The following is a 23,261-nucleotide window of genomic DNA, read 5'->3' as shown; positions in this document are numbered from 1 at the left end:
GTCCTGTTCAGGCCGTGGACCTTGCGGGACATCGCCACGCACTCGTTCCACACCCAACGACACCGCGCCCACTCGTCCTCGAGCCGGCCGAGCGCAGTGGACGACACACGCAGCCGGTAGGTGTACCGGGCATGCCCGGCCACCTCGTCGGCCAACGCTGATGTCGTCATGCTGATCAACCTATAAGACCCCACTGACAACGGAAGAAAGTGCAGGTCAGAGCAGATGTGCAGAGAAATCCGCCGCTTCGCGGCTCCGCACCAGGGATCCATTCCTCCCCGCCCTCAAGGGCGGAGCCTCCTGGAAGAAAACCGGTGATCTCCATGGCCGCACTCTAGTAGTGGCCGTATGACGGCTGGGGAGCTTACCGCGGTTCGGGGTCGGTCGAAGGGGTGGTCCGGCGGGCGTAGTCCCCGGCGACGAGGAGGACGAGGAAGCCCCAGGCCACGGCGGGCAGGTACAGGTAGGTCACCCATGCCGCGGGCTGTTCGTACTCCCTGTCCTCGTGGATGAGCTGTGGCCCCCGCTCGACGAATCCGAAGATGTTGTTGAGTGCGCCGTACAGGGTGATGAGGACGAGCAGGACACCGCCGGCCCGTGCGATCCGGGTCACGACACGGGCGGGTACGGGGCGCCCGGCGGCGCCGGGGATCCAGCGGGGGAACGTCTCGCCCCAGCTCTGGACCAGGCCGACGGTGAGAAGGGCGAGGGCCACCGTCACGCAGCTCAGTACCGCCATGTATGCGATCTCGGTGGGGTTGTGTCCGTCGGTGAAGGCGACCGTGACGCGCCAGACGGAGGAAGGGAGGACTCCCAGCGGGGCGGCCCAGGCCGCCCGGACCGCCCAGCGCGCCGGCGGCAGGACCGGCGGTCGGCCGGTGGGTGACGTGGGCATGGACTGCGTTGCCTTTCCGCCGTGGTCCTGACGGGGTCAACCGCGCGGGGCTGCCGATCTGTTGTCCGTGTCGTCCGGCATCTGCCCTGACCGCGGGGTTCCGGTACGGCGGGCGGCCACGAGGCCGAGTACGCCGATGGCGAGGACCGGCCAGCCGCCCGTGACGGGGAAGTAGAGGACGCAGAGGACCACGCCGACGCCCAACAGGTACCACCCGATCTGCGCCGGCAGGCAGCCGGTCGTACGGACGACGTACCGGGCGAGTGTGCCCAGCGCGAGGAGCGCGATGCCGGCGACCATCCACCAGACGCTGAACTCGCGCAGGAAGTAGTCCTCGTCGCCCGTCTCGACGACGCTGCGGAAGAGGCCGTCGCGGGCGATCGCGCCCCAGGCGTGGGGCTGGGCCAGGCCCCACACGAAGTGAAGGGCCGCGGTGGCGATGATCAGCCGGGGAACCCATGGAGCGAGGCGGCTCATCCGGAGTGCTCCCGGTCCGGCGGGGCCAGGCGCAGGGCCAGGGTGTAGACGTCGCGCAGGTCGGATGCCGGGATGGGCGGGACGACCTGCTGCGCGCCGACGAGGACCAGATAGAGCAGCTTGGCCATGGGCTCGACCTCGGCCTCCGGGCCGCCGAGCTCGTGCCAGAGGGTACGCAGATAGTCGATGCGCGACCGATCCACCCGCTCCTGGAGGGCATGGACCTCGGGATCCTGCAGGGCCCAGGAGCGGATGGCGATCTCGACTTCGTCACTGCCGCTCTTGTCGTCGAGGACGAGGTCGCGCAGATGCTGCAGCCGCTGCCGGGCAGAGGCGCCGGCCTTCTCGGCCTCGGCGATGAAGCGGCTGGTGTGCTCGGCCTCGAAGTGGGCGAGCAGGTCGGTCCTGAAACCCGCGATGCCCTTGAAGTGATGGTAGAAGGAGCCCTTGGTCAGGTCGAGTTCGCTGCACAGCCGCTCGACGGTCAGCGCCCGCGCACCATCCTGCCGCAGCACGGCGAACCCGGTCTCCAGCCAGTCCCGTTTGCTTACCATGACGATACCGTACCATACGGAATGGTATGGAACCGCTCGGTCGACGACGCACAGTCAGGCGCGATGGCGGCGGTGGAGCTCCAGGGTGGTGACGACCGCCACGCCGAGGGTGATATGCATGACGGACAGCGCTGCGACGGTGCCGCCGTCGGCTCCGGACGACAGCGGGCCGGCGACCGACAACAGCGCCAGCCCACCGCCCACGTACTGCGCGATCCGCAGGAAGACCGGCTTCCACAGGGCCAGCAAGAGGGCCGCGCCCGTCCCGACGACCAGCGGAACGACGGAGGAGCCGACGACTCCCCCGACCGTGATCGCGTGCTCTGCGCCGCCGTCGACGACGACGAGCGAGGCACCGGCCAGCCTGGCGACGGCAAGGACGATCAGATTGACCACGGCCGCGCCGACCGCACCGGCGACCAGCACCTTCCACCAGCTGAAGCCGGAAGGGTGGGCCGAGGGTGCGGCGGGCACGGTGGGGCCGGAGTTCGGAACGGCACTGCTCGACACGAGACTTCCTCCATTGTGTGAAGTGCTGCGCCGCCCGCTGCCCTGCGGCCGGGCGACCTACGCAGAAGCCTCCAACCTGAACCTCACTTGAGGTCAAGCCTCGCCCTACCGGGCCGGACTCGTCAGGCAGTCGTCCGTATCCCCGCGTTGGCGAGGATGGTGCGGGCCGGCAGCGCGACGCTCTCCGCGGCTGTCAGGCCCGTGGCCGCCAAGTGGGCGTCCACGATCCGCAGCCCGACCGCGTACCCGGCGAAGTCCGGCAGCCCGACGGGCTCGGCACCCATGAGCCGGGCCGTCGCGTCGCCGTACACGTACGGGGGCAGCCGGTGCATCCCGGCCACGTCCAGGCCCGCCGTGACCTTCTCGTACGCCTCGTCCAGCTCGGCACCCGTGAGGGCCGTCGCCCACGGCCCCATGGCCTGCTCGCCCGCCAGTTCACGGACGAACGCCTCCGCCAGCCCCTCGGCGACCACCTGTTCGCCGACGGTCACCGTCGCCGGGTCCCAGACCACGTTGGCGTACCGCACGTTGTGGTGGAGCTCGTGCGCGGCGACGTGGCCGATCTTCGCCAGGCTGGTCCCGGTGGGCCACATCATGAGGTGGATGGCGCCCGGGATGCCGCCCGTGCCGAGGTAGCCGGCGCTGCGGACCGTGAGGTGCTCGTCGTCGGGGTCGCCGAGCACCAGGACGACGTGCACGTCCGCGGCGGTCGCGGCACCGGGTGCGGCGGCGGCGAGGCGCTCTCGCGCCGCGCCGAGGCAGTCCTCGACGCGGATCCACACGCCCGCGTCCCGCATGCGGTGGACGGCCTCCGCCAGGCGGGGGTCGTCGTGGTCGAGCGGGAATCCGCTTCCGGCCCGGTGCAGTTGCACGAGGTCGGGGATGCCCACCGCGGACATCGTCTCCTGGAGCGGGGCGAGCAGCTGTGCAAGGGCGGCGGGACGGTCCGCCGCCGGGCGCTCCAGCAGGTCGAGCATGGCGGAGGCCGTGTCATGAACGATGATCTTCATGGCTGCGACCGTAGGACCTCCCGCCGCGTGAGGTGCAAGCCGTGCAGCGGCACGGCCGGCGGTGCGGGCGATGTCGGTCCGCGTTGCTAGGGTCCCGTCCATGGCGAACCGTTCATATCTCTACGCTGCAGACTCGATGCCGACCGAGGCGGAGAACCCCGAAGCGATCCGGTGCATATCCGAACACAACTGGGACATCCCGCTTGCCCACAAGCTCATGGCCGGGTGCGAGACGACCATCGTCCCCTCCATGATCTGGAGTCCGAGGATCGGCATCGCCGCGGACTACGCCGGTGGTACGGCCCTGTTGCTCGACCTCCTGGGCGCGGTCGGTGACGGACTCGACGGTGACGGCGAGTTCGCCGAGTTCTCCGAGTGCGTCGCGAAGACCACGGCCCACTTGGAGAAGCAGCGGGCGCGGTACTTCCTCCTGGAGACCGGCGAGATGATCTCCGTCACGAACGACGATCCGGTGGCGGGGGTTCAGCGCCTGGTCTCCGACGGCATTCCCGCCGCCGTCGCCCAGGCCAAGGCGGCGATCGCCGGCGAGAACGACGACTGGCTCGCCTCTGTCCGCACCGACTGGCGGGAACACTTCGCGTCCTTCTACAGCGACGCCCTCTACTTCTCCTTCCCCGGGTAGTCCTCGGGCGCGGGCGGGCAAAGCCGCCGCTGGCAGGGTCAGCGTCGTCGTCGCCGGTCAGCGAAGCGGCCCGGGCCGGGCCGGGCGACGAAGCGGGCGAGCTCCTCGGCGGCGCCGCGGTGCAGATCAGCCACCACAGCCTCCGGCAGGGCCATGACGACGGTGCGCAACCGTGCCTCGAGGTCCGGGAACAGGGCCCAGGCTGAAGCCGGGACGTTCGCTGCGGCGAGCAACAGGTCGCCCTCGTAGAAATAGGCGTCGAGCATCGGCTCGTCGAGCAGCAAACGCACGGCAAGCGGAAGAACGTAGGGCAGTGCCACCTGCTGGGAGACGAGGGTATGCAGGTCCGCCGGACCGAGTTCGCCCAGCGGAACCTGCCGCAACCCATGCACCTTGCGCACCAAACGGGTCGCGTCGGAGCCGGGAGGTGCCCAGCGAGGCGGGTCCAGCTCATCGAGCGTACGGTCGAGGTGCAGCAGACGGTCCATAGTGTGCATTGTTGCTGAAGCAGCCAGAGAATCTCCGACTCAGGTCACCAGGGGCTGTCTCGTTCTTCGCGGGCAAGGTGCTTCAGCAGTCAGGCGGCTGTTCAGATAGGGATGGCGGATGGTGGGCGTCAGGCGGCCGGTACGGCGCCTGCGTCGCCGCGCCCGCGCAGTCGCCCGCGCCGCCGACGGGCGACGATCGTTGCGGTCGCCGCGAGCAGCACGCCACCGACCGTCAGGAGCCAGACGGGGATGCCGTCGCCGACGGTGAGCAGCCGGCCGGTGTAGGTCACCCGGCGGTAGGGGGTGTCGGCCGCCGTCGCCCTCAGCTCGTGGTCGCCGTCGATCCGGCCCGGGTCCGGGAACCGCTGGTCGAGTGCGGTCAGGAAGGCCGGCCGGCCGCCGGTGAGGTCCGCCAGCGCGCCCTCGGGCTCGATCCGCCCGGCGAACAGCACCTCGGGCCGGTCGCCGCCGATCGCGGTGACGGGCTCCATGCGGTGGTCGGCCAGGACGTACAGGCCCAGCGACTGCGGGGTCCTGGCCAGCCGGGACAGGCGCATGGGGTACACGAGGCGGTCGCTGGCGAAGCGGATCCGCAGCGGCTCCAGGGTCCCGTTGAGCGTCGTGCCCTGCCGCTCGGGAGCAAGGCGTACCGCAACGTACTCCCACTTCTGGTCGACGTACGGGCGGACTTCGGCGGCGAGCCGGTCGGGCAGCTCGAAGCCGTTCGCGGTCAGCCAGGTGCGCAGGGCGTCGGGGTCGGTCGCGGTCAGGCGGGCGACGTCGAAGTCCCCGAGCCGCTCGCGGCCCACGACACCGACCCCGCCACCGGCCGCGCCGGGCGCGGCGCCGGCGAAGCCGTCGCGTTCGCCCCAGGTGAAGGGCCAGTCGCGGCCCCGCGGCCAGAAGTGGTGGCGGGTCCTGCGCTCGGGGCGGACGGCCGTGGCGAGGTCGTCGAACATGTCGGCGTCCGCGAGTTCGACGCTCGCGCGGCTGGGCACCGGCATGATCCAGGCGGCGCGCGCCGCGTTGCCGTTGACCGTGAACCGCATGACGATCTGTTCGGTGGCGCCGTCCCACTGCACGACGGAGGTCTCGCGGTCGACACCGATACGGGCCATCCGGTCGGTGACCATCGCACCACAGCCGCAGGCCCAGGCCGGGTTGACGAGTGAACCCAACTGCAGCGCCAGCAGCGCGAAGACCAAGGTCAGGACTCTGTGTTTCCTCTGCACGCGGTCACAGACGTGCGGGACACGACTCCGGTTCCCGGGCGGCGGCGTACGTCGGGCCCGCGGAAGGGCCCGTCACACGACGTGCGCGGCGATGGCGCGGGCGCACTCCATCGATTCGGCGCGGGAGGTGTCCACCTCCAGGTCGTAGACCACGCCCCGGTGGACCAGTTCCGCCTGGGAGGCGGCCATGCCGATGGCCCGGTCGCCCCGCGCGACCTCGCGGCCCGCGGCGACCGCGGGGTCGCAGCGGATGCCGACCCACAGGACCGGCAGGCCACCCAGCGCCCGCTGCCAGCGCCGCTGCGAGTCCGGGCCGCCGAGGAACACGTCGTCCACGATGATCCGGGCGCCCGCCCGGGCCATCGCGGCGACGCCCTCGGCCCAGGCCAGCTCCAGCGTCCGGAACTCCGGCCCGATGACCACCTCGCCGTCCGCGGCGAACTCGATGCCGGTGTCCGACTCCCGCAGGGACGCGGGCATCGCGTCGACGAGGGTGTCGACGCCGAGGGCCAGCCACGGGTGGGGCAGGACCGCCTGGAGGCAGCGGACGATCCCGGACTTCCCCGAACTCGATCCGCCGTTGAGCACGATCACTTGAGTTGTCACCGCGCCACGGTAGAGGCCGGGTGAGGCTGCCCCGAAACGGATTTCCGGGACCGGTTGCCGGGACGGGTTGCCGACACGGGTTGCCGACACGGACTTCCGGGGTGGTGTGCCTACGCCTGGCGGGCGAGGGTGTCCACGGCGGTGCGCCAGGCGGCGGTCACGGCTCGGTGGACGTGGGCGGTCGCGGCCGGGACCTCGCCGGGAGGCAGGTGCACGGGGGCGGCGACGTGCACGTGGAGGTCGGGCCGGCGGGCGGGTGCGGTGAGCGCGCCGGCCAGCTGCTTGGCCCGGCTCCCCGAACTGATCCGGCGGGCGCCGGCCTGGCCGACGGGCACCACGGGAGCGCCGGTCCGCAGGGCGAGCCGGGCCACCCCGCTGCGGAAGGGGCCGGGCGGCGCCTCGCCGACGTCCCGCCGCGCGGGCAGCCGGCCCTCGCCGTACAGCAGGACGCAGCGCCCGGCGGCGAGCGCGTCGGCGGCGGCGTCGAGCGACTCGGCGGCGCGCTCGGTGCCCCGGTGCACGGCGATGTGTCCCTCGCGCCGCAGGGCGGCCCCGAGCACGGGGACCCGCCAGAGCCCGGCGGTGGCCATGATCACGGGCTCGGTCCCGAGCCGGCGCAGCGCGGCGACGACGACGGCGGGGTCGGACAGGGAGGTGTGGTTGGCGACGAGGATGCTGCCGGGCCGGGGCCGTTCCGCTCCGGACACGGTCAGGTTCCCGAAGACGGGGAAGAGGGTGGCGGCGATACGGCTGAGCACGGGCGGCCTCGCTGGCGGACGTAGGGGTCGGTTGACGCTCCCCATGGTCGGCCGGCTCGCGGCCGCCGTCCTGAGTCACGGTACTCAGCCCGCTCACCGCACACGGACGGCCGTCCTGAGTACGCCGACCCGGCCGGCACGAAGCCGCAGTACGGCTGCCGGCCACGCGTCGGCCCGCACCCCCGGCCCCACGGGCCGACGCAGTCCCGGCAGCCGCCCCGCCCAGCACCGGCACCGCGGCCGTCGCGTACCCGGCACCGCCCGCGCCTCCCTCGCCGCCGACCCCAGCAGCGCGGGCACCGCGGGCAGCACGGCTCGGCGCCGGGCACCGCGGAAGGCACGTGAACCCCAGGCACCTCAGGCTGCTGGGCCGACGCGGGCACTACGGCCTACGCGGGCAGGGCAGCCGTCGCGGCCAGCAGGGCCAGCACAGCTGGCACAGGCGGCGCCAGCACCGCGGGCCGCACGGCCTGCACGGGCATCCCGGAAGGCACGTGAACCGCAGGCACCGCACGCGGCGCTGCCCGCTCGGGCACCGCGGCCTACGCGGCAGGCGTAGCCGGCACGGCCGCCGCGGGCGGCGCGGCCACCGTGGGCAGCACGGTCCGCACAGGTAGCACGGGCACTGCCAGCAGCATCGTCGGGCACCGGCGGCACCGCGGCCGGTGCGGGCAGCCGCGGCCTGTGGGCAGCCGGGGGGACGCAGGCACCGCCGCGGGCCGTGGGGGGCAGGGTCGCTTGCCGGGGCCGTGGTGTGGGAGGGCTCGGGACCCCGGCGTCGGGGGTGGGGGTGCCGTGGGTAGGGTCTGCCGCATGCAGCGCACCCTCGTCGACGGCGTCACCGTTCTCTGGGCCCCCGGCCCGGCTCCGCTCCGGGCCGAGCTGGTCTTCGGATGCGGGGTCCGGGACGAGACGTTCCGTACGCTCGGCGTCACCCATCTCATCGAGCACCTCGCGATGAGCACGCTGCCCCGGCTGCACCACGAGCACAACGCCTCCGTCGACCTGGAGGCCACCCGTTTCACGGCCGCCGGCCGTCCCGAGCAGATCGTCGCCTTTCTCGCCACGGTCTGCGCCGCCCTCTCCGACCTGCCCCTCGACCGCATCGAGCACGAGGCCGGGGTGCTGACCGCCGAGGCCTCCTCGCCCACCTTCATGGCCGCCGCCGTGCTGCTCAACCAGCGGCTCGGTGCCCAGGGGGCGGGCCTGGCGCCGTACGCGGGGCCCGGGTACGACCGGCTCGACGCGGACATCGTGCGCCGGCACGCCGCCGCCCACTTCACCCGCGGCAACGCCGTCCTGCTGCTCACCGGCCCGCCGCCGGAGGGCCTGCGGCTCCCGCTGCCGGAGGGCCGGCCGCCCCGCCGTACGGCCCCGGCCGTGACCGTCGGCCCCGGCGGCGCGTCCTGGGACGAGGCGCCGATCGAGGGCGCCGCCCTCGCGCTGGCGGGGCCCGTGGACTCGGCGGCCGCCGCCCTCGGCTACGCCGTCCTGGAGCACCGGCTCACCGAACTCGCCCGCCACCGCCGCGGCCTGAGCTACGCCGTGCAGTTCGACGCCAGCCTGCGCCACGACCTGGTGACCGACACCGTGGTCTGGCTCGACGCCCGCCCCGGCCGGCACGCCGAGATCGCGGAGCTGCTGTGGACGGAGGCCCTGCGCCTGGGCCGTGAGGTGCCCTCCGCCGAGGAGCTCGCCGAGGAGATCGAGGGCTTCCGGGAGGCGTACGAGGATCCGCGCGCCGTCGAGGCCGAGCTGGACCGGGCCGCCACGGCCGAGCTGTTCGGGCTGCCCTTCCGCGACCACGCGGTCCGGCTGGCGGCCCTGCGGGCCGTGACGCCCGAGGAGGTGCGCGACGCCTTCGCGCAGGCCATGGCCACGGCACGGCTGGCGGTGGCTCCGGACGTCGAGCCGCGGCTGACCGGTCCGGAGGGAAACCCGCTGCCGCGGGGCGGCTGCTGCGCGGACGCCGCGCTGCCGGCCGGCGAGGTGTTCCGCCCGCCGCTGCTGGCCCGCGCCCTGTACGGCGGGGCACGCCGGTCCCGGCTGGTCCTGACCGCGTCCGGGATCGCGGAGACCGACGGTGACGGGCGGCTGCACGTCATACCGTTCGACGAGGTCGTGGGTGTGGAGCGGGACGGGACGGACCGGACGCTGTTCGGGGCGTCCGGCTGTGTGATCGCGCTCTCGCCGGGGAAGTACAGCGGATGCGGCCGGGTCGTCCGGGCCGTTGACACCGCGGTCCCGGCCGCGCTGGCGTACGAGGTCTCGGCGCTCACGCCGAAGGACGGCGACGACGACTGAGGGCCGCCGCCGCCCTCGATCCGACCGCGCCGTCCCCCGGACCCACCGGACCGGATCCATTCGTCGGCCCCGCCAGGCCCGCCGCCAGGTCCGCCAGACGCATCGGGCCCGGTCCGGCCCACCGGCCCCGCCGGACCCCTCAGATCTCCGCCGCCGCCGCGTCCAGCGCCGCCGTCAGGCGGTCCAGGCGGGTCTGGAGGTCGCGGATCTCCTCCAGTTCGTAGCCCGTGGCCGCCGCGATGCGGCGCGGGACGCGGGCGGCACGCTCGCGCAGGGCCGTGCCCTCCTCGGTCAGGCGGGCGTGCACCGACCGCTCGTCCTCGGTGCTGCGCTCACGGCGGACCAGGCCGGCCGTCTCCAGGCGCTTGAGCAGCGGGGACAGGGTGCCGGAGTCGAGCCGCAGGTGGGCTCCGATGTCCTTGACCGGCAGCTCGCCGTGCTCCCAGAGGACCAGCATCACCAGGTACTGCGGGTAGGTGAGCCCGAGGTCCTTCAGCACGATCCGGTACAGGCCCCCGAAGGCGCGTCCCGCCGCGTTCAGCGAGAAGCAGATCTGGCGGTCCAGGCGCAGGAGGTCCTGGTCGGTGAGGGGGATGGTCGGCTGCTCGGTCATGCGCTCCAGTCTACCTCGAGCACACTGCGAGCCATTCAATTGCGCACAACTCAATTGTGTGCTCTCATTGAGGAGCGGCAGCCGACCGGTCGCCGCCGAAACCCCCGGCTCCCCCTCCGAGAGGAACACCTCCGATGGACGCGCTGTACACCGCTGTCGCCACCGCCAACGGCCGCGAGGGCCGCGCCGTCAGCTCCGACGGCCAGATCGACCTCGCCCTCGCCATGCCCCCGGCCCTCGGCGGCAACGGTCAGGGCACCAACCCCGAGCAGCTCTTCGCCGCCGGCTACGCGGCCTGCTTCGCCAGCGCCCTCGGCCTGGTCGGCCGGCAGGCCAAGGTCGACACCAGCGAGGCCTCGGTCACCGCGGAGACCTCCATCGGCAAGGACGCCACCGGCGGCTTCGCGCTCGCCGTCACCCTGCGCGTCGAGCTCCCCGAGTCCCTCGCGGGCGAGACCGGCGCCCTGCTGGTCAAGCAGGCCCACGAGGTCTGCCCCTACTCCAAGGCCACCCGCGGCAACATCCCCGTCGAGCTGGTGATCGAGTAGTCGGCGGTACGCCCGTGAATCCGCCCGGCCGCCCGGTATGTTCGCGCTATGGAATCCATGGAATCCAACGGATTACCGGACGCGCAACCTACGCAAGCGGACGGCTGGGCGGACACGCTCGCCTGGGCCGGGGCCCGGCTCCGGCCCGGTGAGCGGATCGTGGCGGCCGAGCCGCTGCGCGGCGGCTGGACCTCACGGATGCGCCGACTGCGCCTGACCGGCCCGGACGGCCCGCGCGCGCTGGTCCTGCGCTCGTTCGTCAAACCCTTCTACGCCGTGCACGCACCCGCGATGCTCGGCCGCGAGATGGCCGTCCTGGACCTGCTGCACCGCACGCCGGCGGGGATACCCGCCGCCCGCCCGGTGGCCCTCGACGCCCACGCCGCGCACTGCGACCACCCGTCGCTGCTGATGACCGAACTGCCCGGCTCCGTACGCCTGGACGCCGCGGACGCCGAGCGGCGCGCCGGGCTGCTGGCCCGCCAGCTGGTCCGCGTCCACGCCCTGGCCGTCGCGCCATCGGACCGGCCGCGGGCGTACGAGGCGTGGACCGCGCCCGATCGCGTACGGATCCCCGCGGGGACCGCGCGGCCCGGGACGTGGCGGCGGGCCGTGGACGTGATCCGGCGCGAACCGCCCGCCCACCGCCCGCGGTTCCTGCACCGTGACTTCCACCCCGGCAACGTGCTGTTCACCGGCGCCGGCGCGGACCTGGCGGTCAGCGGGGTCGTGGACTGGGTCGAGACCTCCTGGGGCCCGCCCGACCTGGACGTGGCGCACTGCGCGACCACCCTGGCCCTGCTGCACGGCGTCCCGGCGGGCCTGGCTTTCGCGGACACCTACCGGGCGGCCGGCGGGCAGCTGTCCGCAACGGCCCGGGACCACCTCCACTGGCGGCTGCTGGACGCGCTCGCCTTCGCGCCGGACGCCGAGAAGGTGGCCGTGCCGTGGCGGGAACTGGGGCGCGCGGACCTGACGCCCGCGGTGCTCACGGCCCGCCTGGAGGACTACCTCGCGGCGCTCCTGGACCGCTACGACCACGACGGCGCCACCACCGGAGGCGTGCGGTGAACGCGCCCGTCCCGGTCGTCATCGACTGCGACCCCGGCCACGACGACGCCCTCGCGATCATGCTGGCCGCCGGCGATCCGGCCGTCGACCTGCTCGCCATCACCACCGTCGCGGGCAACCAGACCCTGGCGAAGACCACGCTGAACGCCCGCCGGGTGTGCACCGTCGCCGGCATCACCGGGGTGCCGATCGCGGCCGGCTGCGACCGGCCGCTGGTGCAGCCGCTGCGGGTGGCGGACGACGTGCACGGCGAGAGCGGCCTGGACGGCCCGCGGTTCCCGGAGCCGACGGTGGACGTGGTGCCCGAGCACGCCGTCGACCTCATCCACCGGATCCTCACCCGGCACCCCGAACCGGTCACCCTGGTGCCGACCGCGCCGCTGACCAACATCGCGCTGCTGCTGACGCGCTACCCCGAGGACGCCGCCCGGATCCGCGAGATCGTCCTCATGGGCGGTTCCACGGAACGGGGCAACCGGACCCCGGCCGCCGAGTTCAACATGTACGCCGACCCGGAGGCCGCGGACATCGTCTTCCGCAGCGGCGTGCCGGTCACCATGTGCGGGCTCAACGTCACCCACCAGGCGCTGGCCACCCCCGAGGTGGTCGCCCGCCTGGAGGGGCTCGGTACGGAACTGGGCCGCACGTGCGCCGGGCTGCTGACGTACTTCGGGTCGACGTACCGCCGGCTGTGGGGCTTCGAGCACCCGCCGCTGCACGATCCGGTCGCCGTGGCCCGGGTCATCGATCCCGCGATCGTGACCTGCGTCCCGGCGAACGTGGTGGTGGAGCTGCGCGGGGAGTACACCCGCGGAGCCACGGTCGTGGACCCGCACCGCTACCTGGACCGGCCGGTGAACGCACAGGTCGCCGTCACCCTGGACACCGGGCTGTTCTGGGACCGGCTGGTGGCCTCCGTCGCCCGCCTGGGCGCCTGACGGCCCTCCCCGGCGGCCGCCGCGGATCCGTCGGCCGTCCGCGCCCGGTTCGGGTACGGACGGTCGACGGATGATCAACACTCGGCGACGAACACCCGACGTACCGTCAAGTATGCAGGCGTCCAGGTCGCATTTTCTTGACCTCCCCTAGCTAAAGCCCTGGTCAGGGCGCTAAGCTCCGCACGCTCGACGTATAGTCGACGAAGGGGGCAGCGTGCGGGGAGCAGGGCAGGGGCAGGGCCAGGCCGACGGCCGGGAGGCCGACGCCGCCGAACTCGCCGGGCTGGTGGCCCGCATCGAGGAGCTCGCGGCGCGGGCGGAGGTGGACCCGTCGTCGATCCTGGACGCCGCGGCCCTCTCGGCGGCCACCGCGGTGCCGCCCGAGCAGGTACGCAGACTGCTGGCGGGCCGGCGGGTCGCGGAATGGCCCAGGGAGTGGCTGGCCGCGGGCGAGGACGATCCGCAGGAGCAGGCCATCAAGCTGCGGGTGATGTACCGCCTCAAGTGGCTGCGGGAGAACCGCCGCAAGGACAACGGCGACCCGCACGGCATCGAGGAGATCGCGGCCGCCGTCGGACTCAGCCGGCAGCGCATCAGCTCGCTGTTCCACCAGGTCGACCACACCAAGATCCAGATCCCCAACCTGCTGCACGCCCTCGCCCTCGAGGACCTCTTCAAGGTCGGCGGCAGCGGCTTCCTGACCAGGACCCCGGAACGGGCCCTGATCGACGCCCTGGAACCGAGGGTGAAGGAGCTCGAGAGCGGCGGGGCGGACCCGCTCGCCGCCCGGCTGCAGTTCCTCGGCGACCGGCCGTTCGCGCTGCGGTCGATGGCGAAGCTCTCGGACGAGAACCTGCGTACGGCGCTGGCGGTTCTCGACGCGTTCGTGGCGCAGGTACTCAAGGACGAAGAGGAGTAGCGGCCGTGCGAAGGACTGGCTGGGCAGTCGTGAGGGCTGCCGGGATCCGTGCGCAGAACAGGAAGATGCGGGCGCTGAACCGGAAGCTCGCGGCGCGGGTCGCGCTGCCGCCGGGACCGGCGGAGACGGCCGACCTCTTCCGGGAGATGGAACGGATCCTGTCCGCCGAGGAGTTCCGGGGCCGCCCCGTGCAGATCATCGAGGCGGCCTTCCCCGCGGGCGTGGCCAGCGGGGTCTGGCTGGACATGACCGACCGCGACCTGATCGTGGTGGAGCGCAACACCGCGCCCCAGCACAAGCTGCACATCCTCGGTCACGAACTGGGGCACATGTTCTTCGCCCCGTGCCAGGACCACAGCGACCCGGCGGCGATCGCCGCCGCCCAGGTGATCGGCGGTGGCACGGACGTCGACGAGGCCGTACGCAGCGCCGCGGCGCGCACCGGCTTCGACGAGCTGGCGGAGCAGCGCGCGGAGCACTTCGGCGCGCTGTTCGGGCGGCAGTTCCACCGGTTCGTGGAGGCCGATCCGCACCGGGCGCCCGCCGAGGGCCTGGCAGGGCGCATCGACGCGGCCTTCCGTGGCAAGAACTGACGCGGAAGGACCCCGAAACCCCCGATGAACGAGGATCTGACCTTCTACGCCATGGGCCTGGTGCTGCTCACGGCGTTCGTCCTGAAGGTGCCCGCCCTGCTGCGGAACTGGAACGACATGCTCCAGCGCACCGTGTGCGCCCTGCTGTTCGTGGCGAGCCTGGTGTTCTTCACGGCCTCGCCGCCCAGCATCGCCGCCGTCAACCGCTGGACCGGCATCCCCAATGTCGCCGCGCCGCTGGTGTACTGCGTGCTCAGCTCGTTCTCGGGCTGCTGCCTGGTGCTGCTGATCCAGTGGCGCGGCAACCGCGACGAGCGGGTCACGCGGCGTCAGGTGCGGTTCTGCATCGCGGCGTACGCCGCCGTCAACGTGGCGCTGATCGCGCTGTTCGTGCTGGCCGATGCGTCGGAGGAGCGGCTGCGCGACCTCGACACGTTCTACGCGAACACCCCGTACATGCGCGAGATGATCGTGCTGTACCTCCTCGCCCACATGGTCGCGGCCCTCACCATGACGGTGCTGTGCGCGCGCTGGTCGGTGCGGGTGCGCGGTTCGCTGCGGGCCGGTCTGGTGATCATCGTGGTGGGCTATCTGCTCAACATCGGGTACGACATCGTGAAGTTCAGCGCGGTCGGCGCCCGCTGGGCGGGCCACGACTGGGACGACCTGAGCACCGTGGTGGCCCCGGACCTGGCGTCCACCTCCGCGCTCCTGGTCGGTATCGGCTTCATGACCCCGCTGGTCGGCCAGCGGCTCGGGGACCGGTGGCGCAGCCTGCGCCAGTACCGGCGGCTGGCGTTCCTGTGGCGGGAGATGCGGGCCGTGGGCGACGGTCAGCCGCACGCCCTGCCCGGCGGCTGGACCCCGCTGGACATGCGGATCATCCAGCGGGTGCGCGACATCCACGACGGGATTCTCGCCCTGGCCCCGTACTACGACCTGGGCCTGCGGGAGCGGACCCACGCCGCCGCGCTCGGGCAGGGCCGCACCCCGGACGAGGCCGACGCCGTCGCCGACGCGGCGATGCTCGCTGCCGCCGGGGAACTGCGGCGGACCTGTGGAGCCGACGGCCCGCCGCGGAGCGGGGACACGCAGGTGGTCGTGTCGTCCCGGACCTCCGCCGGCCTGGTGCTGATGTCCCAGGCCCTGGCCCACTCACCCCTGGTTGCCGCCGCCCGCCGGGGCGCGGCGCTCACAGAGAGCAGACCTTCATGACGCACGACCAGCCCCGCCCACCGCGCTCCGCCGTCACCCGCGCCGTCGTCCTCGGCGGCGGACTGGCCGGGCTGCTCACCGTGGCGGCCGTGCTCGGCCACGTCGACGAGGTCGTGGTCGTCGAGCGGCACCCCTTCCCCGAGGGACCGCAGCCGCACCGCGGGGTGCCGCAGGCCCGGCACGGGCACGTGCTGTGGTCGGGCGGCGCCGACGCCATGGAGGCCCTGCTGCCGGGCGTGCAGGAGCGCTGGAAGGCGGGCGGCGCGCACCGCATCGGCATTCCGACCGGGATGGTGTCCTACTCCACGCAGGGCTGGTACCGCCGCTGGGACACCGCGACGCACTACCTGATCGGCGCCAGCCGGGCGCTGCTCGACCACGGGGTGCGCGCCCAGCTGCTGGCGGCTCCCGGGCGCGGGACCACCGTCCGGTTCCTGGAGGGTGCCGAGCCGCTGCGGCTGCTCGGTGACGCCCGCCGGGTCGACGGGGTGCTGCTGCGCCGCTCCGACGGGACGGAAGAGGTCCTGGGGGCCCAGCTGGTGGTGGACGCGACCGGGCGCGGCTCGCGGGCCCCGCAGTGGCTGGCCGGGCTCGGGATACCCGCGGTGCCGGAGACGGTGGTCGACGCCGGCGTCACGTACGCCACCCGCGACTACCGGCCCCCGGCCGGCGCGGAGGTGGACTTCCCCGTCGTCAACGTGCAGGCCGATCCGCGGGCGCCGCATCCCGGCCGGGTCTCCACGATCATCCCGATCGAGGGCGGCCGCTGGCGGGTCTGTCTGTCGGCCACCCGGGGCGCCGCGCTCGACGCCGACCCGGACGCCTTCGAGACGGCGGCCAGGGCGGCCCGGTCGGACCTGGTGGGCGAGTTCCTGGCGCGCGCCGAGCCGGTCTCCGAGGTGTCGGTCGCGAAGAACACCGTCAACCGGCGCCGGCACTTCGAACGTCTCAGACGCACGCCGGACGGGTTCGTCGTGGTGGGCGACGCGCTGGCGGCGTTCAACCCCGTGTACGGGCACGGGATGTCCGTGGCCGCACTGGGACCGCTGGCGCTGCGCGGTGTGCTGGAGAAGTCCGGCGACGTGCGCAGCCCCGGCTTCACCCGGCGGGCCCAGAAGGCGGTGGCCGGCTGGGCGGACGCCGCCTGGATCCTGTCGGCCGGGCAGGACGTGTTCTTCCCCGGCGCGACCGGGCGCCGGCCGAACGCCGTGGACCGGCTGCTGTCCCGGTACGTCGACCGGCTCGTCCTCACGGCCACCGGTGACCACGTCGTCGTCGAGGCCCTCACCGATGTGATGACGCTGCAGAAGAAGGGGCAGCGGCTGGTGCGGCCCACGGTGGTGTGGCACGCGCTGCGGGGGCCGGGGATGCGGCCGCCGGCCGGCCCGGTCCTCACCTCGCGTGAGCGGGACCTGCTGCGCGGTGTGGGCGGCCCGGTGACCGACGCGCAGCCCGAGTCCGTCTGAGGCCGCGGCGCCGCCGCCCGGAGCCCCCGCCGTCCGGAGCCCCTGGCTCCGGACGGCGGCTACGGCTACGGCTACGGCTACGGCTACGGCTCAGAAGTTGCCGTAGTTGACCTGCCAGGTGGGCAGGCCCATCCGCCGCCAGATGGCGACCACCCGGTCGCGGTCGTCGAGCGAGACCCGGACCGCGTAGCGGTGGCGTACGTGCCGGTCGAAGAGCTCGGCCTTGACGATGTCGTCGCGGCGGCCGTCGGAGGCGGCGCGCATCCACAGCTCGTCGTAGGGCACCTCGTGGCGCCGCAGCCACTCCTCCGTCTTCGCGCGGTGCTCCTCGCCGCGGCCCGACAGCAGCACGACGGCGTCGCCGTCGGCGCGCCGGAAGGCGGACAGCGCCCGGCTCACCGACTCGTTGAGGACGTCCTCGTCGCAGCGGCTGAAGTCGTACGGGCCGCGGTCCCCGCGGATGGCCAGGGTGCCGTCGATGTCGCACATCACGGCGGCGGGCAGCCCCGGGTCCGCGACGTACGGCTCCACGGGGACCTCGTCGTTGAGCCACTCGGCGGTGAGCCGCCAGCCGCCCTTGGTGGCCTTGGCGTGCTTCTCGGCGAGGATACGGATGATCTCCTCGCCGACGGCGTTCGGGCGGGCGGCGTCGCGGCGGACGCACTCCTCCACGGGCACGTCGGTGAAGTCGTGCACGACGAAGGTGGCCAGTCCCGCGACGGCCGCCTTCAGCCGCTTGGGGATGTGCGGCGTCAGGTGGGTGTTGTCGACGACCACGTCGAAGCCGTCCTCGACGGCGGCCCGGACGGCGGTGTCCTGGATGGCGAGCACGGTCTGCTCGTGGGCGTAGGAGTGCCGGCGTTCGGGTGCCGGGATGTCGAGCATGCTCCGCAGGTCGTCGAGGTTGACGCGGCGTATCCGCCCCTCGGATCCGGCCTGGAGCCGGCGGGCCGCGGTGGTCTTGCCGGAGGCGGGCAGCCCTGTCATGACGTGGACGACGGGCACGGCTATCAGTTCTCCTCGTCGGTGGCGAACGGGTCGGACGCTTCCGGCCGTACGGACCGGTACGTCAGGAATGCGGTGGAGCGCCCGTCCAGGCGCAGGAACAGGGTGCCGCGCAGGCCCGCGTCGGGCAGGGCGCGCACCGCGCGGGCGAACGCGCCGCGGTCGGCGCCGAGGTGCGCCAGCGGCGCGTACGCCTCGTCGATGGCCCGCTCGCGCGCGGCGAAGGCCTGCTCGATGCGGTCGATGACGCCGCGCACCCAGGTGTCGAACTCGTCGGGGACCTGCTCCAGCAGCGCGTCCAGCGGCTTGCCGCCCGAGGCCAGGACGTCCTCGGCGGAGCAGCCCAGTGCCTGGGCGACCTGCTGGGGCGGCAGCCCGGCGAAGCGCTGGATGCCGTGGCCGCGCCAGATGTCGCGCTCGGTGACGCCGGTGAGCACCTTGTGCAGGCGCACGTACTCGGCGAGCTTGGCCTTGGCGCGCACGCCGGACGCGAAGCGCAGCACGAAGCCCTCGGCGTCGGTACCGGTGGCGGCCGCACCGCCGGGCAGGGTGTTGGACTCGGCCAGCGCGAGCAGGTCGGCGATCGGCATGGCGGGCCAGACGCGCACGACGGAGCCGATGCCGGTCCACGCGGCGGCGGCCTCGGCGAGCGGGACCTCGGTGCCGTCGGGGCCGAACGCGGCGAGCAGGACGAGGTCGCGGCGGTCGCCGTAGTCGACGACGATGCGGTTCTGCGGGTAGAGGATCTCCGCCAGGTAGGTCACGCCGGGGGTGAGGGCGCCGGTGTCCTTGCCGTCGAGCCGGCGCTGGGCCCAGGTCGCCTGGGTGCTGATGAAGGAACCCTTGGAGGCCACGCGCCACCGGCCCGCGTAGTGGAAGACCACCGCCAGGCTGCCGTCGACCTTGTCGTAGACCTCGAACGGCTCGTCGGGCAGGGCCGGGGCGTACGGCTGTCCGGACTCGTGCTCGCCGACGTTGAAGAACTTCGGCAGCGGCAGGGCGACGATCTCGCCGGTGCTGTCGTCGGCGACGAGGCCGCGGCAGCGCATGGTGACCTGGTTCCAGACCCGCTCGTACTGCGCCGCCCGCGTGTAGGTGTAGATGGACAGCGGCAGGTCGGGGTGCGACTTGCGGGTGACGTGGCCGGCCTCGACGGCGGCGGCCAGCTCCTGCGGCGGCAGCAGGTCATGCAGAGTCAGGGTCGCCCGGCTCATGGGTTTCCTCCCGGTTGGTGGTGCTTCGATTCTGGTCGGCGGGAGGTGGTGACCGACAGCCAATTAACGAGCGAGTGTACGCACGGCCCCCGCCACGCTCCGTGGCGGGGGCTCCCGGCGACCTCTGGGCGACCTCTAGACGACGCCCGCCTTGCGCAGGGCCCGCGCCACCGACGGCCAGGTCGGGTCGACCGGGTCGAGACCGGTGGTGGCCGTGTGGCGGTCCTTGAAGCCGCTGGAGGTGGACAGGCACACGACCGGGCCGTCGAAGCGGGTGCCGGCGGCCAGCAGGTGGCGGTGGCCCGCGAGACCCGCCGCCGCGGAGAGCTCGGGCCACAGGCCCTGGTGGGCCAGGGTGTCGCGGGCGGCGGCCAGTTCGGTGTCGGTGAGCAGCAGGGCGCCGCCCCCGCTGTCGAGGACCGCCCGGACCGCCCGGTGGCCGCTGACCGCGCAGTCGATGGCGTACGCGTCGGTTTCGCCGACCCGGACCACCGCCGCCGGGACGCCCGTGCGCAGCGCCGCGGCCAGGGGGCCGCCGGCGGCGGGCTCGCAGCCGTACATGCGGGGCACCCGGTCGGTGACGCCGAGGTCGCGCAGCTCGCGGAAGCCCTTCCAGACGCCGAAGAGCAGTTCGCCGTACCCGGTGGGGGCGAACACGGCCGCCGGGACGCCGAGGTCGGCGTGGATCTCGTACGCGATCGTCTTGTAGCCCTCGGGGCCGAAGGCGTGGCCGGTGTGGGTCGGGGTGAGGTTGCTGACCGTGTGGAAGCCGAGCCGGTCGGCGATCTCGTTCAGCAGCGGCCAGCGGCTCTCGGCCGGGACGGGCAGCACCGCGGCCCCGTAGGCCTGGAGGAAGGAGGCGACCGCCGGGGGCGCGCCGGCCGAGGCGAGCACGACGCAGCGCAGGCCCGCGCGGGCGGCGTACGCGGCCGCGGAGGCGCCGTGGTTGCCGGAGGAGGCGACCGCGATGCCCTCGGCGCCGAGGTGGACGGCGGCGCTCACGGCGACCCGGTTGAGGCGGTCCTTGTGGCTCCACGTGGGGTTGCGCGACTCGTCCTTGATCCACACCTCGTCGCCGAGGGCGATCAGCGGGGTGCCGCCCTCCCCCAGCCCCGGGGCGTCGAGCGGCGGCAGCAGCGGGGCCCAGCGGTCCAGTCCGCGGGGCGCGGGGTCCCCTTGGGGGAAGAAGCCGGCCGGGAGGTCGGCGTAGGCGTAGTCCACCTCGACGGGGAAGACCAGGCCGGGCGCCGCCGTCTTCGGGCAGCCGCGCGGCAGCGGGGGCCACAGGGGGTAGTGGATCCCCGGGTCCCCCATCGACCGCTGCGTCCGTGCCAGCGAACCGGCGCTCATGAGCCGTCCCCTCTCGTCATCCGGACTCCCGACATCCAGTCAGGTTGACGATTGTGGCAGCCAGCGGCGACCGTGACCGGCATGGGGAAAGAACGCCGCCTGCTCACTGTGATCATCTGCCTGCTGCTGGGCGGCGGTCTGGTCGCGGCCGTGCTCGGCGCCACCGTGGTGGACGGGCGCCACCACGCCTCGCCCGGCGGCCCCGTACCGGCCCGGGAGTACGTGGACATCGCCGACGTCGCTCCCGGCCCGCAGGACCCGCGTCCCGGCCCGGACGCGGCCACGGGGACGGCGGTCGTGGAGTGCGGCCGCAACGAGGAGGCGCACTACAACCAGGACAACCTGGTCGTCTCGCCCGGTCTGCCGGGCGGGGCGCATCACACCCACGCGTACGTCGGCAACCTGTCCACCGACGCCCGCTCGACCGACGCGAGCCTGGCGGCGGCGGCCACGACCTGCCGCGGGGGCGACCGGTCGACGTACTACTGGCCGGTGCTGCGCCGGACCGACCGGCAGGGCACCCGCCCGTTCGAGCACGCGGCCGGGCACGGGAACGCCGGTGAGATCCTGGCTCCGGCGGCGGTGACGGTGCGGTTCCGGGGCAATCCGGTCGGCAAGGTGGTGCCGATGCCCCGCTTCCTGCGCGCCATCACCGGTGACGCGGTGGCGTTCACCGCGCGCAGCGATGCCGACGTGCGGGCCCGGTGGGGGTGTTCGGGCAGTCCGGACCGCTTCACCACCAAATATCCCAAGTGCCCCAGGGGTGAGCGCCTGACGCGCACCCTGGACTTCCCCAGCTGCTGGAACGGGCTGGACACGGAGCACGAGGACCGCACCCATCTGCGTTTCCCGGCCGCCAACGGGGTCTGCCCGCGGGGCACGTTCGCGGTGCCGCAGCTGCGGATCTCCCTCGCCTACGACCTCGCCCCGGGGGTGCCGATCGCCCTGGACTCCTTCCCCGAGCAGCGGCGCAGCCCGAAGACCGACCACGCGATGTTCGTGAACGTGATGACGGACGAGCAGATGGCGGGGATCGTCGGCTGCCTCAACGAGGGCCGCGACTGCCGCGGCTGACCGCGGCCGACAGCGGCCGACAGCGGCTCACCGCGACGCCGGATGTGAGCCGCGTCACGTGAACTCCTGCCGCCGGGGTGACGTGTACCGGGCGACGCAGGCGTCGAGCACGAAGCAAAGAGGGTGAGATGGCCGGACCACTGTGGCCCCGCAGTCGGCGGGGCTCGACCGATGAAGCGCTGATCAGGTCGGTGTACGAGGAGCACGGCAACGCCCTGCTCGGCTACGCCACCCGGCTGACCGGTGACCGCGCGGTCGCCGAGGACGTCGTCCAGGAGACCCTCATCCGTGCCTGGCGGCACTCGGAGGTGCTGGTCAACGGCAAGGGTTCGGTGCGCGGCTGGCTGCTGACGGTCGCCCGCAACATCATCACCGACCGCTACCGGGCCAGGGCCGCCCGCCCGGCGGAGGTGGCGGGCTCCCCCGCCACGGTGCCGGTGGAGGTGGACCACGCCGACGCGGTGGTGGACGCCATGACGGTGCTGGGCGCCCTCGACCAGCTCTCCCCCGAGCACCGCAACGTCCTGACGGAGCTGTACTACCGCCAGCACAGCGTGGCCGAGGCGGCCGACAGCCTCGGCATCCCCGAGGGCACGGTCAAGTCGCGCTCGCACTACGCGCTCAAGGCACTGCGCGAGGTGTTCAGAGAACAGAGCAGCAGCCCGAGCAGGCCCAAGCAGCCCGCCGGACTCAGGGAGGTGGTCGCATGAACCGGCAGCAGCACGAGGAGGAACTCCTCGGTCCGTACGTCCTCGGCGTACTGGACGAGGACGAGGCCCGACGGGTGGCGGAGCACGTGAGCGAGTGCGTCCACTGCCGGCGGGAGGTGGAGGCATTGCGGGAGATGGAGGCCGCACTCGGCGAGGTGCCCGACGAGGCGTTCTGGGACGGCCCGCCCGAGGGCGGGGACCTGCTGCTCCAGCGCACGCTGCGGCAGATGCGCAGTGAGCGCAGCGGCGCACGGCGCCGCCAGTGGGCGGTCGCGGGACTGGCGGCGGCGGCCTCGCTCGCGGCCGTGTTCTGGGCCGGCACGCAGACGGCCGGCGGCGACGACCGGGACGTGGCACTGCCCCCGCCGCCGCCCTCGGCGTCGGCTCCGGCGCCCCCGCCGGCGGGGACGAAGACGGCCTCGGCCACCGACGCGGCCACGGGCGCGCGGATGACCCTGACGATGACACCGGCCAACCAGTGGATCCGCGTGCACGCGGCCGTGACCGGGATCGCGCCGGGCGAGCGCTGCCGCATCGTCGTGGTCGGGCGGGACGGCAGCCGGACCACGGCCGGCGGCTGGGTCGTGGGCAGCCAGGAGAACGGCGAGGCCAAGGGCGCCTCGCTGGACGGATCCGCGGCGGTCGACCCCAAGAACGTCAAGGAGATCGTGATCGAGAACGAGGCGGGCAGGAAGTTCGTCGCCGTGCCCGTGTAGGCGCACACGCCCCCACGGCCCCGCACCCCTCCGGGTGCGGGGCCTTTTTTTCGGCCACCACTTCCATCAATGGCCGGATACAGGCCTTGAATTCAATTCAGGGGGTGGGCTTGGATGGCGCCGCCGCCTCAATTCGTTTACGCCTGAACAGTTTTGACGGACCGACGGTAACTGCGCGAAACGTGCAGGTTACGGAGAAGCGAGAAAACCCCAAGAAGGCACAAATAAGCGCTCTCCGGCTCGACTTCCACAAGATCCGCTAGGTAAGGTTCCAGTTATTCACCGCCCAACGGGGGGCGGAACGTCGACCATTGACCATGGTCCGGACCATAACCCCGGCACGCCTGTCGGG

The 23,261-nt window shown here is 73.3% G+C and carries 25 protein-coding genes and 1 pseudogene; 12 read left to right on the top strand and 14 right to left on the bottom strand.

Annotated features, from left to right (window positions below):
• The 6 genes and pseudogenes from ACIPXB_RS10390 to ACIPXB_RS10365 form a co-directional block, all read right to left on the bottom strand.
• Positions 1–170, bottom strand: a pseudogene (locus ACIPXB_RS10390) (RNA-guided endonuclease TnpB family protein); the annotation flags it as partial.
• A 194-nt stretch (positions 171–364) separates the two neighbouring features.
• Positions 365–895, bottom strand: coding sequence for a hypothetical protein (locus ACIPXB_RS10385; RefSeq protein WP_401447131.1), 531 nt, complete (start codon positions 893–895; stop codon positions 365–367).
• Between the two features lie 36 nt (positions 896–931).
• Positions 932–1,372 (bottom strand): DUF6463 family protein, encoded by a 441-nt coding sequence (locus tag ACIPXB_RS10380; protein WP_401447129.1) that lies wholly within the window; start codon positions 1,370–1,372, stop codon positions 932–934.
• Entirely contained in the window at positions 1,369–1,926 is a 558-nt protein-coding gene (locus ACIPXB_RS10375) for a TetR/AcrR family transcriptional regulator (RefSeq protein WP_401447127.1), read from the bottom strand. Before ACIPXB_RS10375 ends, ACIPXB_RS10380 begins: the two co-directional genes overlap by 4 nt.
• Before the next feature lie 54 nt (positions 1,927–1,980).
• Positions 1,981–2,436, bottom strand: coding sequence for a DUF6069 family protein (locus ACIPXB_RS10370; protein ID WP_401447124.1), 456 nt, complete (start codon positions 2,434–2,436; stop codon positions 1,981–1,983).
• Positions 2,437–2,558: 122 nt separating this feature from the next.
• Positions 2,559–3,446 (bottom strand): DUF2268 domain-containing protein, encoded by an 888-nt coding sequence (locus tag ACIPXB_RS10365; RefSeq protein ID WP_401447122.1) that lies wholly within the window; start codon positions 3,444–3,446, stop codon positions 2,559–2,561.
• A gap of 136 nt (positions 3,447–3,582) precedes the next feature.
• On the opposite strand from ACIPXB_RS10365, the gene ACIPXB_RS10360 reads away from it, so the two are divergent.
• Positions 3,583–4,089: a hypothetical protein gene (locus ACIPXB_RS10360; protein ID WP_401447120.1), complete on the top strand. Its 507-nt coding sequence runs from the start codon at positions 3,583–3,585 to the stop codon at positions 4,087–4,089.
• A 38-nt stretch (positions 4,090–4,127) separates the two neighbouring features.
• Here ACIPXB_RS10360 and ACIPXB_RS10355 read toward each other — a convergent pair whose 3' ends face one another.
• From ACIPXB_RS10355 to ACIPXB_RS10340, 4 genes are all read right to left on the bottom strand, one after another.
• A complete protein-coding gene (locus ACIPXB_RS10355) occupies positions 4,128–4,577 on the bottom strand; it encodes a contact-dependent growth inhibition system immunity protein (protein WP_401447118.1) in 450 nt (149 codons plus the stop codon).
• A 128-nt stretch (positions 4,578–4,705) separates the two neighbouring features.
• Positions 4,706–5,782, bottom strand: a complete 1,077-nt coding sequence (locus ACIPXB_RS10350; RefSeq protein ID WP_401447115.1) for a DUF2330 domain-containing protein — start codon at positions 5,780–5,782, stop codon at positions 4,706–4,708.
• 99 nt (positions 5,783–5,881) lie between these two features.
• Entirely contained in the window at positions 5,882–6,415 is a 534-nt protein-coding gene (gene cpt / locus ACIPXB_RS10345) for a chloramphenicol phosphotransferase CPT (protein WP_401447113.1), read from the bottom strand.
• Between the two features lie 110 nt (positions 6,416–6,525).
• Complete coding sequence (locus ACIPXB_RS10340; RefSeq protein ID WP_401447111.1) at positions 6,526–7,173, bottom strand: lysophospholipid acyltransferase family protein; 648 nt, start codon at positions 7,171–7,173, stop codon at positions 6,526–6,528.
• 813 nt (positions 7,174–7,986) lie between these two features.
• On the opposite strand from ACIPXB_RS10340, the gene ACIPXB_RS10335 reads away from it, so the two are divergent.
• Complete coding sequence (locus ACIPXB_RS10335; protein ID WP_401447109.1) at positions 7,987–9,477, top strand: M16 family metallopeptidase; 1,491 nt, start codon at positions 7,987–7,989, stop codon at positions 9,475–9,477.
• 139 nt (positions 9,478–9,616) lie between these two features.
• Here the strand turns inward: ACIPXB_RS10335 and ACIPXB_RS10330 are convergent, their stop codons facing one another.
• Positions 9,617–10,090 carry a MarR family winged helix-turn-helix transcriptional regulator gene (locus ACIPXB_RS10330; protein ID WP_401447107.1) on the bottom strand — a complete coding sequence of 158 codons (474 nt, stop codon included), beginning with the start codon at positions 10,088–10,090 and terminating at the stop codon, positions 9,617–9,619.
• Positions 10,091–10,224: 134 nt separating this feature from the next.
• Here ACIPXB_RS10330 and ACIPXB_RS10325 point away from each other — a divergent pair, with 134 nt between their 5' ends.
• From ACIPXB_RS10325 to ACIPXB_RS10295, 7 genes are all read left to right on the top strand, one after another.
• Entirely contained in the window at positions 10,225–10,638 is a 414-nt protein-coding gene (locus ACIPXB_RS10325; RefSeq protein WP_401447104.1) for an organic hydroperoxide resistance protein, read from the top strand.
• A 57-nt stretch (positions 10,639–10,695) separates the two neighbouring features.
• Entirely contained in the window at positions 10,696–11,709 is a 1,014-nt protein-coding gene (locus ACIPXB_RS10320; protein ID WP_401447183.1) for a phosphotransferase family protein, read from the top strand.
• Positions 11,706–12,647 (top strand): nucleoside hydrolase, encoded by a 942-nt coding sequence (locus tag ACIPXB_RS10315; RefSeq protein ID WP_401447102.1) that lies wholly within the window; start codon positions 11,706–11,708, stop codon positions 12,645–12,647. The genes ACIPXB_RS10320 and ACIPXB_RS10315 overlap by 4 nt, the downstream gene beginning before the upstream one ends.
• Positions 12,648–12,861: 214 nt before the next feature.
• Positions 12,862–13,566, top strand: coding sequence for a hypothetical protein (locus ACIPXB_RS10310; protein WP_401447100.1), 705 nt, complete (start codon positions 12,862–12,864; stop codon positions 13,564–13,566).
• Positions 13,567–13,631: 65 nt separating this feature from the next.
• Positions 13,632–14,159 (top strand): toxin-antitoxin system, toxin component, encoded by a 528-nt coding sequence (locus ACIPXB_RS10305; RefSeq protein WP_401447097.1) that lies wholly within the window; start codon positions 13,632–13,634, stop codon positions 14,157–14,159.
• Positions 14,160–14,183: 24 nt separating this feature from the next.
• Positions 14,184–15,374, top strand: coding sequence for an MAB_1171c family putative transporter (locus ACIPXB_RS10300; protein WP_401447094.1), 1,191 nt, complete (start codon positions 14,184–14,186; stop codon positions 15,372–15,374).
• Positions 15,371–16,840 carry an NAD(P)/FAD-dependent oxidoreductase gene (locus ACIPXB_RS10295; protein ID WP_401447091.1) on the top strand — a complete coding sequence of 490 codons (1,470 nt, stop codon included), beginning with the start codon at positions 15,371–15,373 and terminating at the stop codon, positions 16,838–16,840. Before ACIPXB_RS10300 ends, ACIPXB_RS10295 begins: the two co-directional genes overlap by 4 nt.
• Positions 16,841–16,930: 90 nt before the next feature.
• Here the strand turns inward: ACIPXB_RS10295 and ACIPXB_RS10290 are convergent, their stop codons facing one another.
• The 3 genes from ACIPXB_RS10290 to ACIPXB_RS10280 all read right to left on the bottom strand — a co-directional run bounded on the left by ACIPXB_RS10290 (position 16,931) and on the right by ACIPXB_RS10280 (position 20,409).
• Positions 16,931–17,845: an AAA family ATPase gene (locus ACIPXB_RS10290; protein WP_401447088.1), complete on the bottom strand. Its 915-nt coding sequence runs from the start codon at positions 17,843–17,845 to the stop codon at positions 16,931–16,933.
• 5 nt (positions 17,846–17,850) lie between these two features.
• The gene (locus tag ACIPXB_RS10285; RefSeq protein ID WP_401447086.1) at positions 17,851–19,059 is read right to left on the bottom strand and encodes an RNA ligase; all 1,209 of its coding nucleotides are present in this window, start codon (positions 19,057–19,059) and stop codon (positions 17,851–17,853) included.
• A gap of 135 nt (positions 19,060–19,194) precedes the next feature.
• The gene (locus ACIPXB_RS10280; protein ID WP_401447083.1) at positions 19,195–20,409 is read right to left on the bottom strand and encodes a pyridoxal-phosphate dependent enzyme; all 1,215 of its coding nucleotides are present in this window, start codon (positions 20,407–20,409) and stop codon (positions 19,195–19,197) included.
• 81 nt (positions 20,410–20,490) lie between these two features.
• On the opposite strand from ACIPXB_RS10280, the gene ACIPXB_RS10275 reads away from it, so the two are divergent.
• From ACIPXB_RS10275 to ACIPXB_RS10265, 3 genes are all read left to right on the top strand, one after another.
• Entirely contained in the window at positions 20,491–21,483 is a 993-nt protein-coding gene (locus tag ACIPXB_RS10275; RefSeq protein ID WP_401447081.1) for a DUF1996 domain-containing protein, read from the top strand.
• A 128-nt stretch (positions 21,484–21,611) separates the two neighbouring features.
• A complete protein-coding gene (locus tag ACIPXB_RS10270) occupies positions 21,612–22,193 on the top strand; it encodes a sigma-70 family RNA polymerase sigma factor (RefSeq protein WP_401447079.1) in 582 nt (193 codons plus the stop codon).
• Positions 22,190–22,909, top strand: a complete 720-nt coding sequence (locus ACIPXB_RS10265) for an anti-sigma factor family protein (protein ID WP_401447077.1) — start codon at positions 22,190–22,192, stop codon at positions 22,907–22,909. Before ACIPXB_RS10270 ends, ACIPXB_RS10265 begins: the two co-directional genes overlap by 4 nt.
• Positions 22,910–23,261 lie beyond the last annotated feature (352 nt).

It is taken from the genome of Streptomyces sp. NPDC090022, assembly GCF_044748145.1.
Classification (GTDB): domain Bacteria; phylum Actinomycetota; class Actinomycetes; order Streptomycetales; family Streptomycetaceae; genus Streptomyces.
Note: the sequence above shows the minus strand (reverse complement) of the source record. Positions and strands in the feature narration are given on the sequence as shown.

Excerpts from the sequence above, each read along its gene's own strand:
- ACIPXB_RS10385 (WP_401447131.1), bottom strand. The coding sequence starts at position 895 with ATGCCCACGTCACCCACCGGCCGACCGCCGGTCCTGCCGCCGGCGCGC.
- ACIPXB_RS10380 (WP_401447129.1), bottom strand. The coding sequence starts at position 1,372 with ATGAGCCGCCTCGCTCCATGGGTTCCCCGGCTGATCATCGCCACCGCG.
- ACIPXB_RS10375 (WP_401447127.1), bottom strand. The coding sequence starts at position 1,926 with ATGGTAAGCAAACGGGACTGGCTGGAGACCGGGTTCGCCGTGCTGCGG.
- ACIPXB_RS10365 (WP_401447122.1), bottom strand. The coding sequence starts at position 3,446 with ATGAAGATCATCGTTCATGACACGGCCTCCGCCATGCTCGACCTGCTG.
- ACIPXB_RS10360 (WP_401447120.1), top strand. The coding sequence starts at position 3,583 with ATGCCGACCGAGGCGGAGAACCCCGAAGCGATCCGGTGCATATCCGAA.
- ACIPXB_RS10355 (WP_401447118.1), bottom strand. The coding sequence starts at position 4,577 with ATGGACCGTCTGCTGCACCTCGACCGTACGCTCGATGAGCTGGACCCG.
- ACIPXB_RS10335 (WP_401447109.1), top strand. The coding sequence starts at position 7,987 with ATGCAGCGCACCCTCGTCGACGGCGTCACCGTTCTCTGGGCCCCCGGC.
- ACIPXB_RS10330 (WP_401447107.1), bottom strand. The coding sequence starts at position 10,090 with ATGACCGAGCAGCCGACCATCCCCCTCACCGACCAGGACCTCCTGCGC.
- ACIPXB_RS10325 (WP_401447104.1), top strand. The coding sequence starts at position 10,225 with ATGGACGCGCTGTACACCGCTGTCGCCACCGCCAACGGCCGCGAGGGC.
- ACIPXB_RS10320 (WP_401447183.1), top strand. The coding sequence starts at position 10,696 with ATGGAATCCAACGGATTACCGGACGCGCAACCTACGCAAGCGGACGGC.
- ACIPXB_RS10305 (WP_401447097.1), top strand. The coding sequence starts at position 13,632 with ATGCGGGCGCTGAACCGGAAGCTCGCGGCGCGGGTCGCGCTGCCGCCG.
- ACIPXB_RS10300 (WP_401447094.1), top strand. The coding sequence starts at position 14,184 with ATGAACGAGGATCTGACCTTCTACGCCATGGGCCTGGTGCTGCTCACG.
- ACIPXB_RS10295 (WP_401447091.1), top strand. The coding sequence starts at position 15,371 with ATGACGCACGACCAGCCCCGCCCACCGCGCTCCGCCGTCACCCGCGCC.
- ACIPXB_RS10285 (WP_401447086.1), bottom strand. The coding sequence starts at position 19,059 with ATGAGCCGGGCGACCCTGACTCTGCATGACCTGCTGCCGCCGCAGGAG.
- ACIPXB_RS10280 (WP_401447083.1), bottom strand. The coding sequence starts at position 20,409 with ATGAGCGCCGGTTCGCTGGCACGGACGCAGCGGTCGATGGGGGACCCG.
- ACIPXB_RS10275 (WP_401447081.1), top strand. The coding sequence starts at position 20,491 with ATGGGGAAAGAACGCCGCCTGCTCACTGTGATCATCTGCCTGCTGCTG.
- ACIPXB_RS10270 (WP_401447079.1), top strand. The coding sequence starts at position 21,612 with ATGGCCGGACCACTGTGGCCCCGCAGTCGGCGGGGCTCGACCGATGAA.
- ACIPXB_RS10265 (WP_401447077.1), top strand. The coding sequence starts at position 22,190 with ATGAACCGGCAGCAGCACGAGGAGGAACTCCTCGGTCCGTACGTCCTC.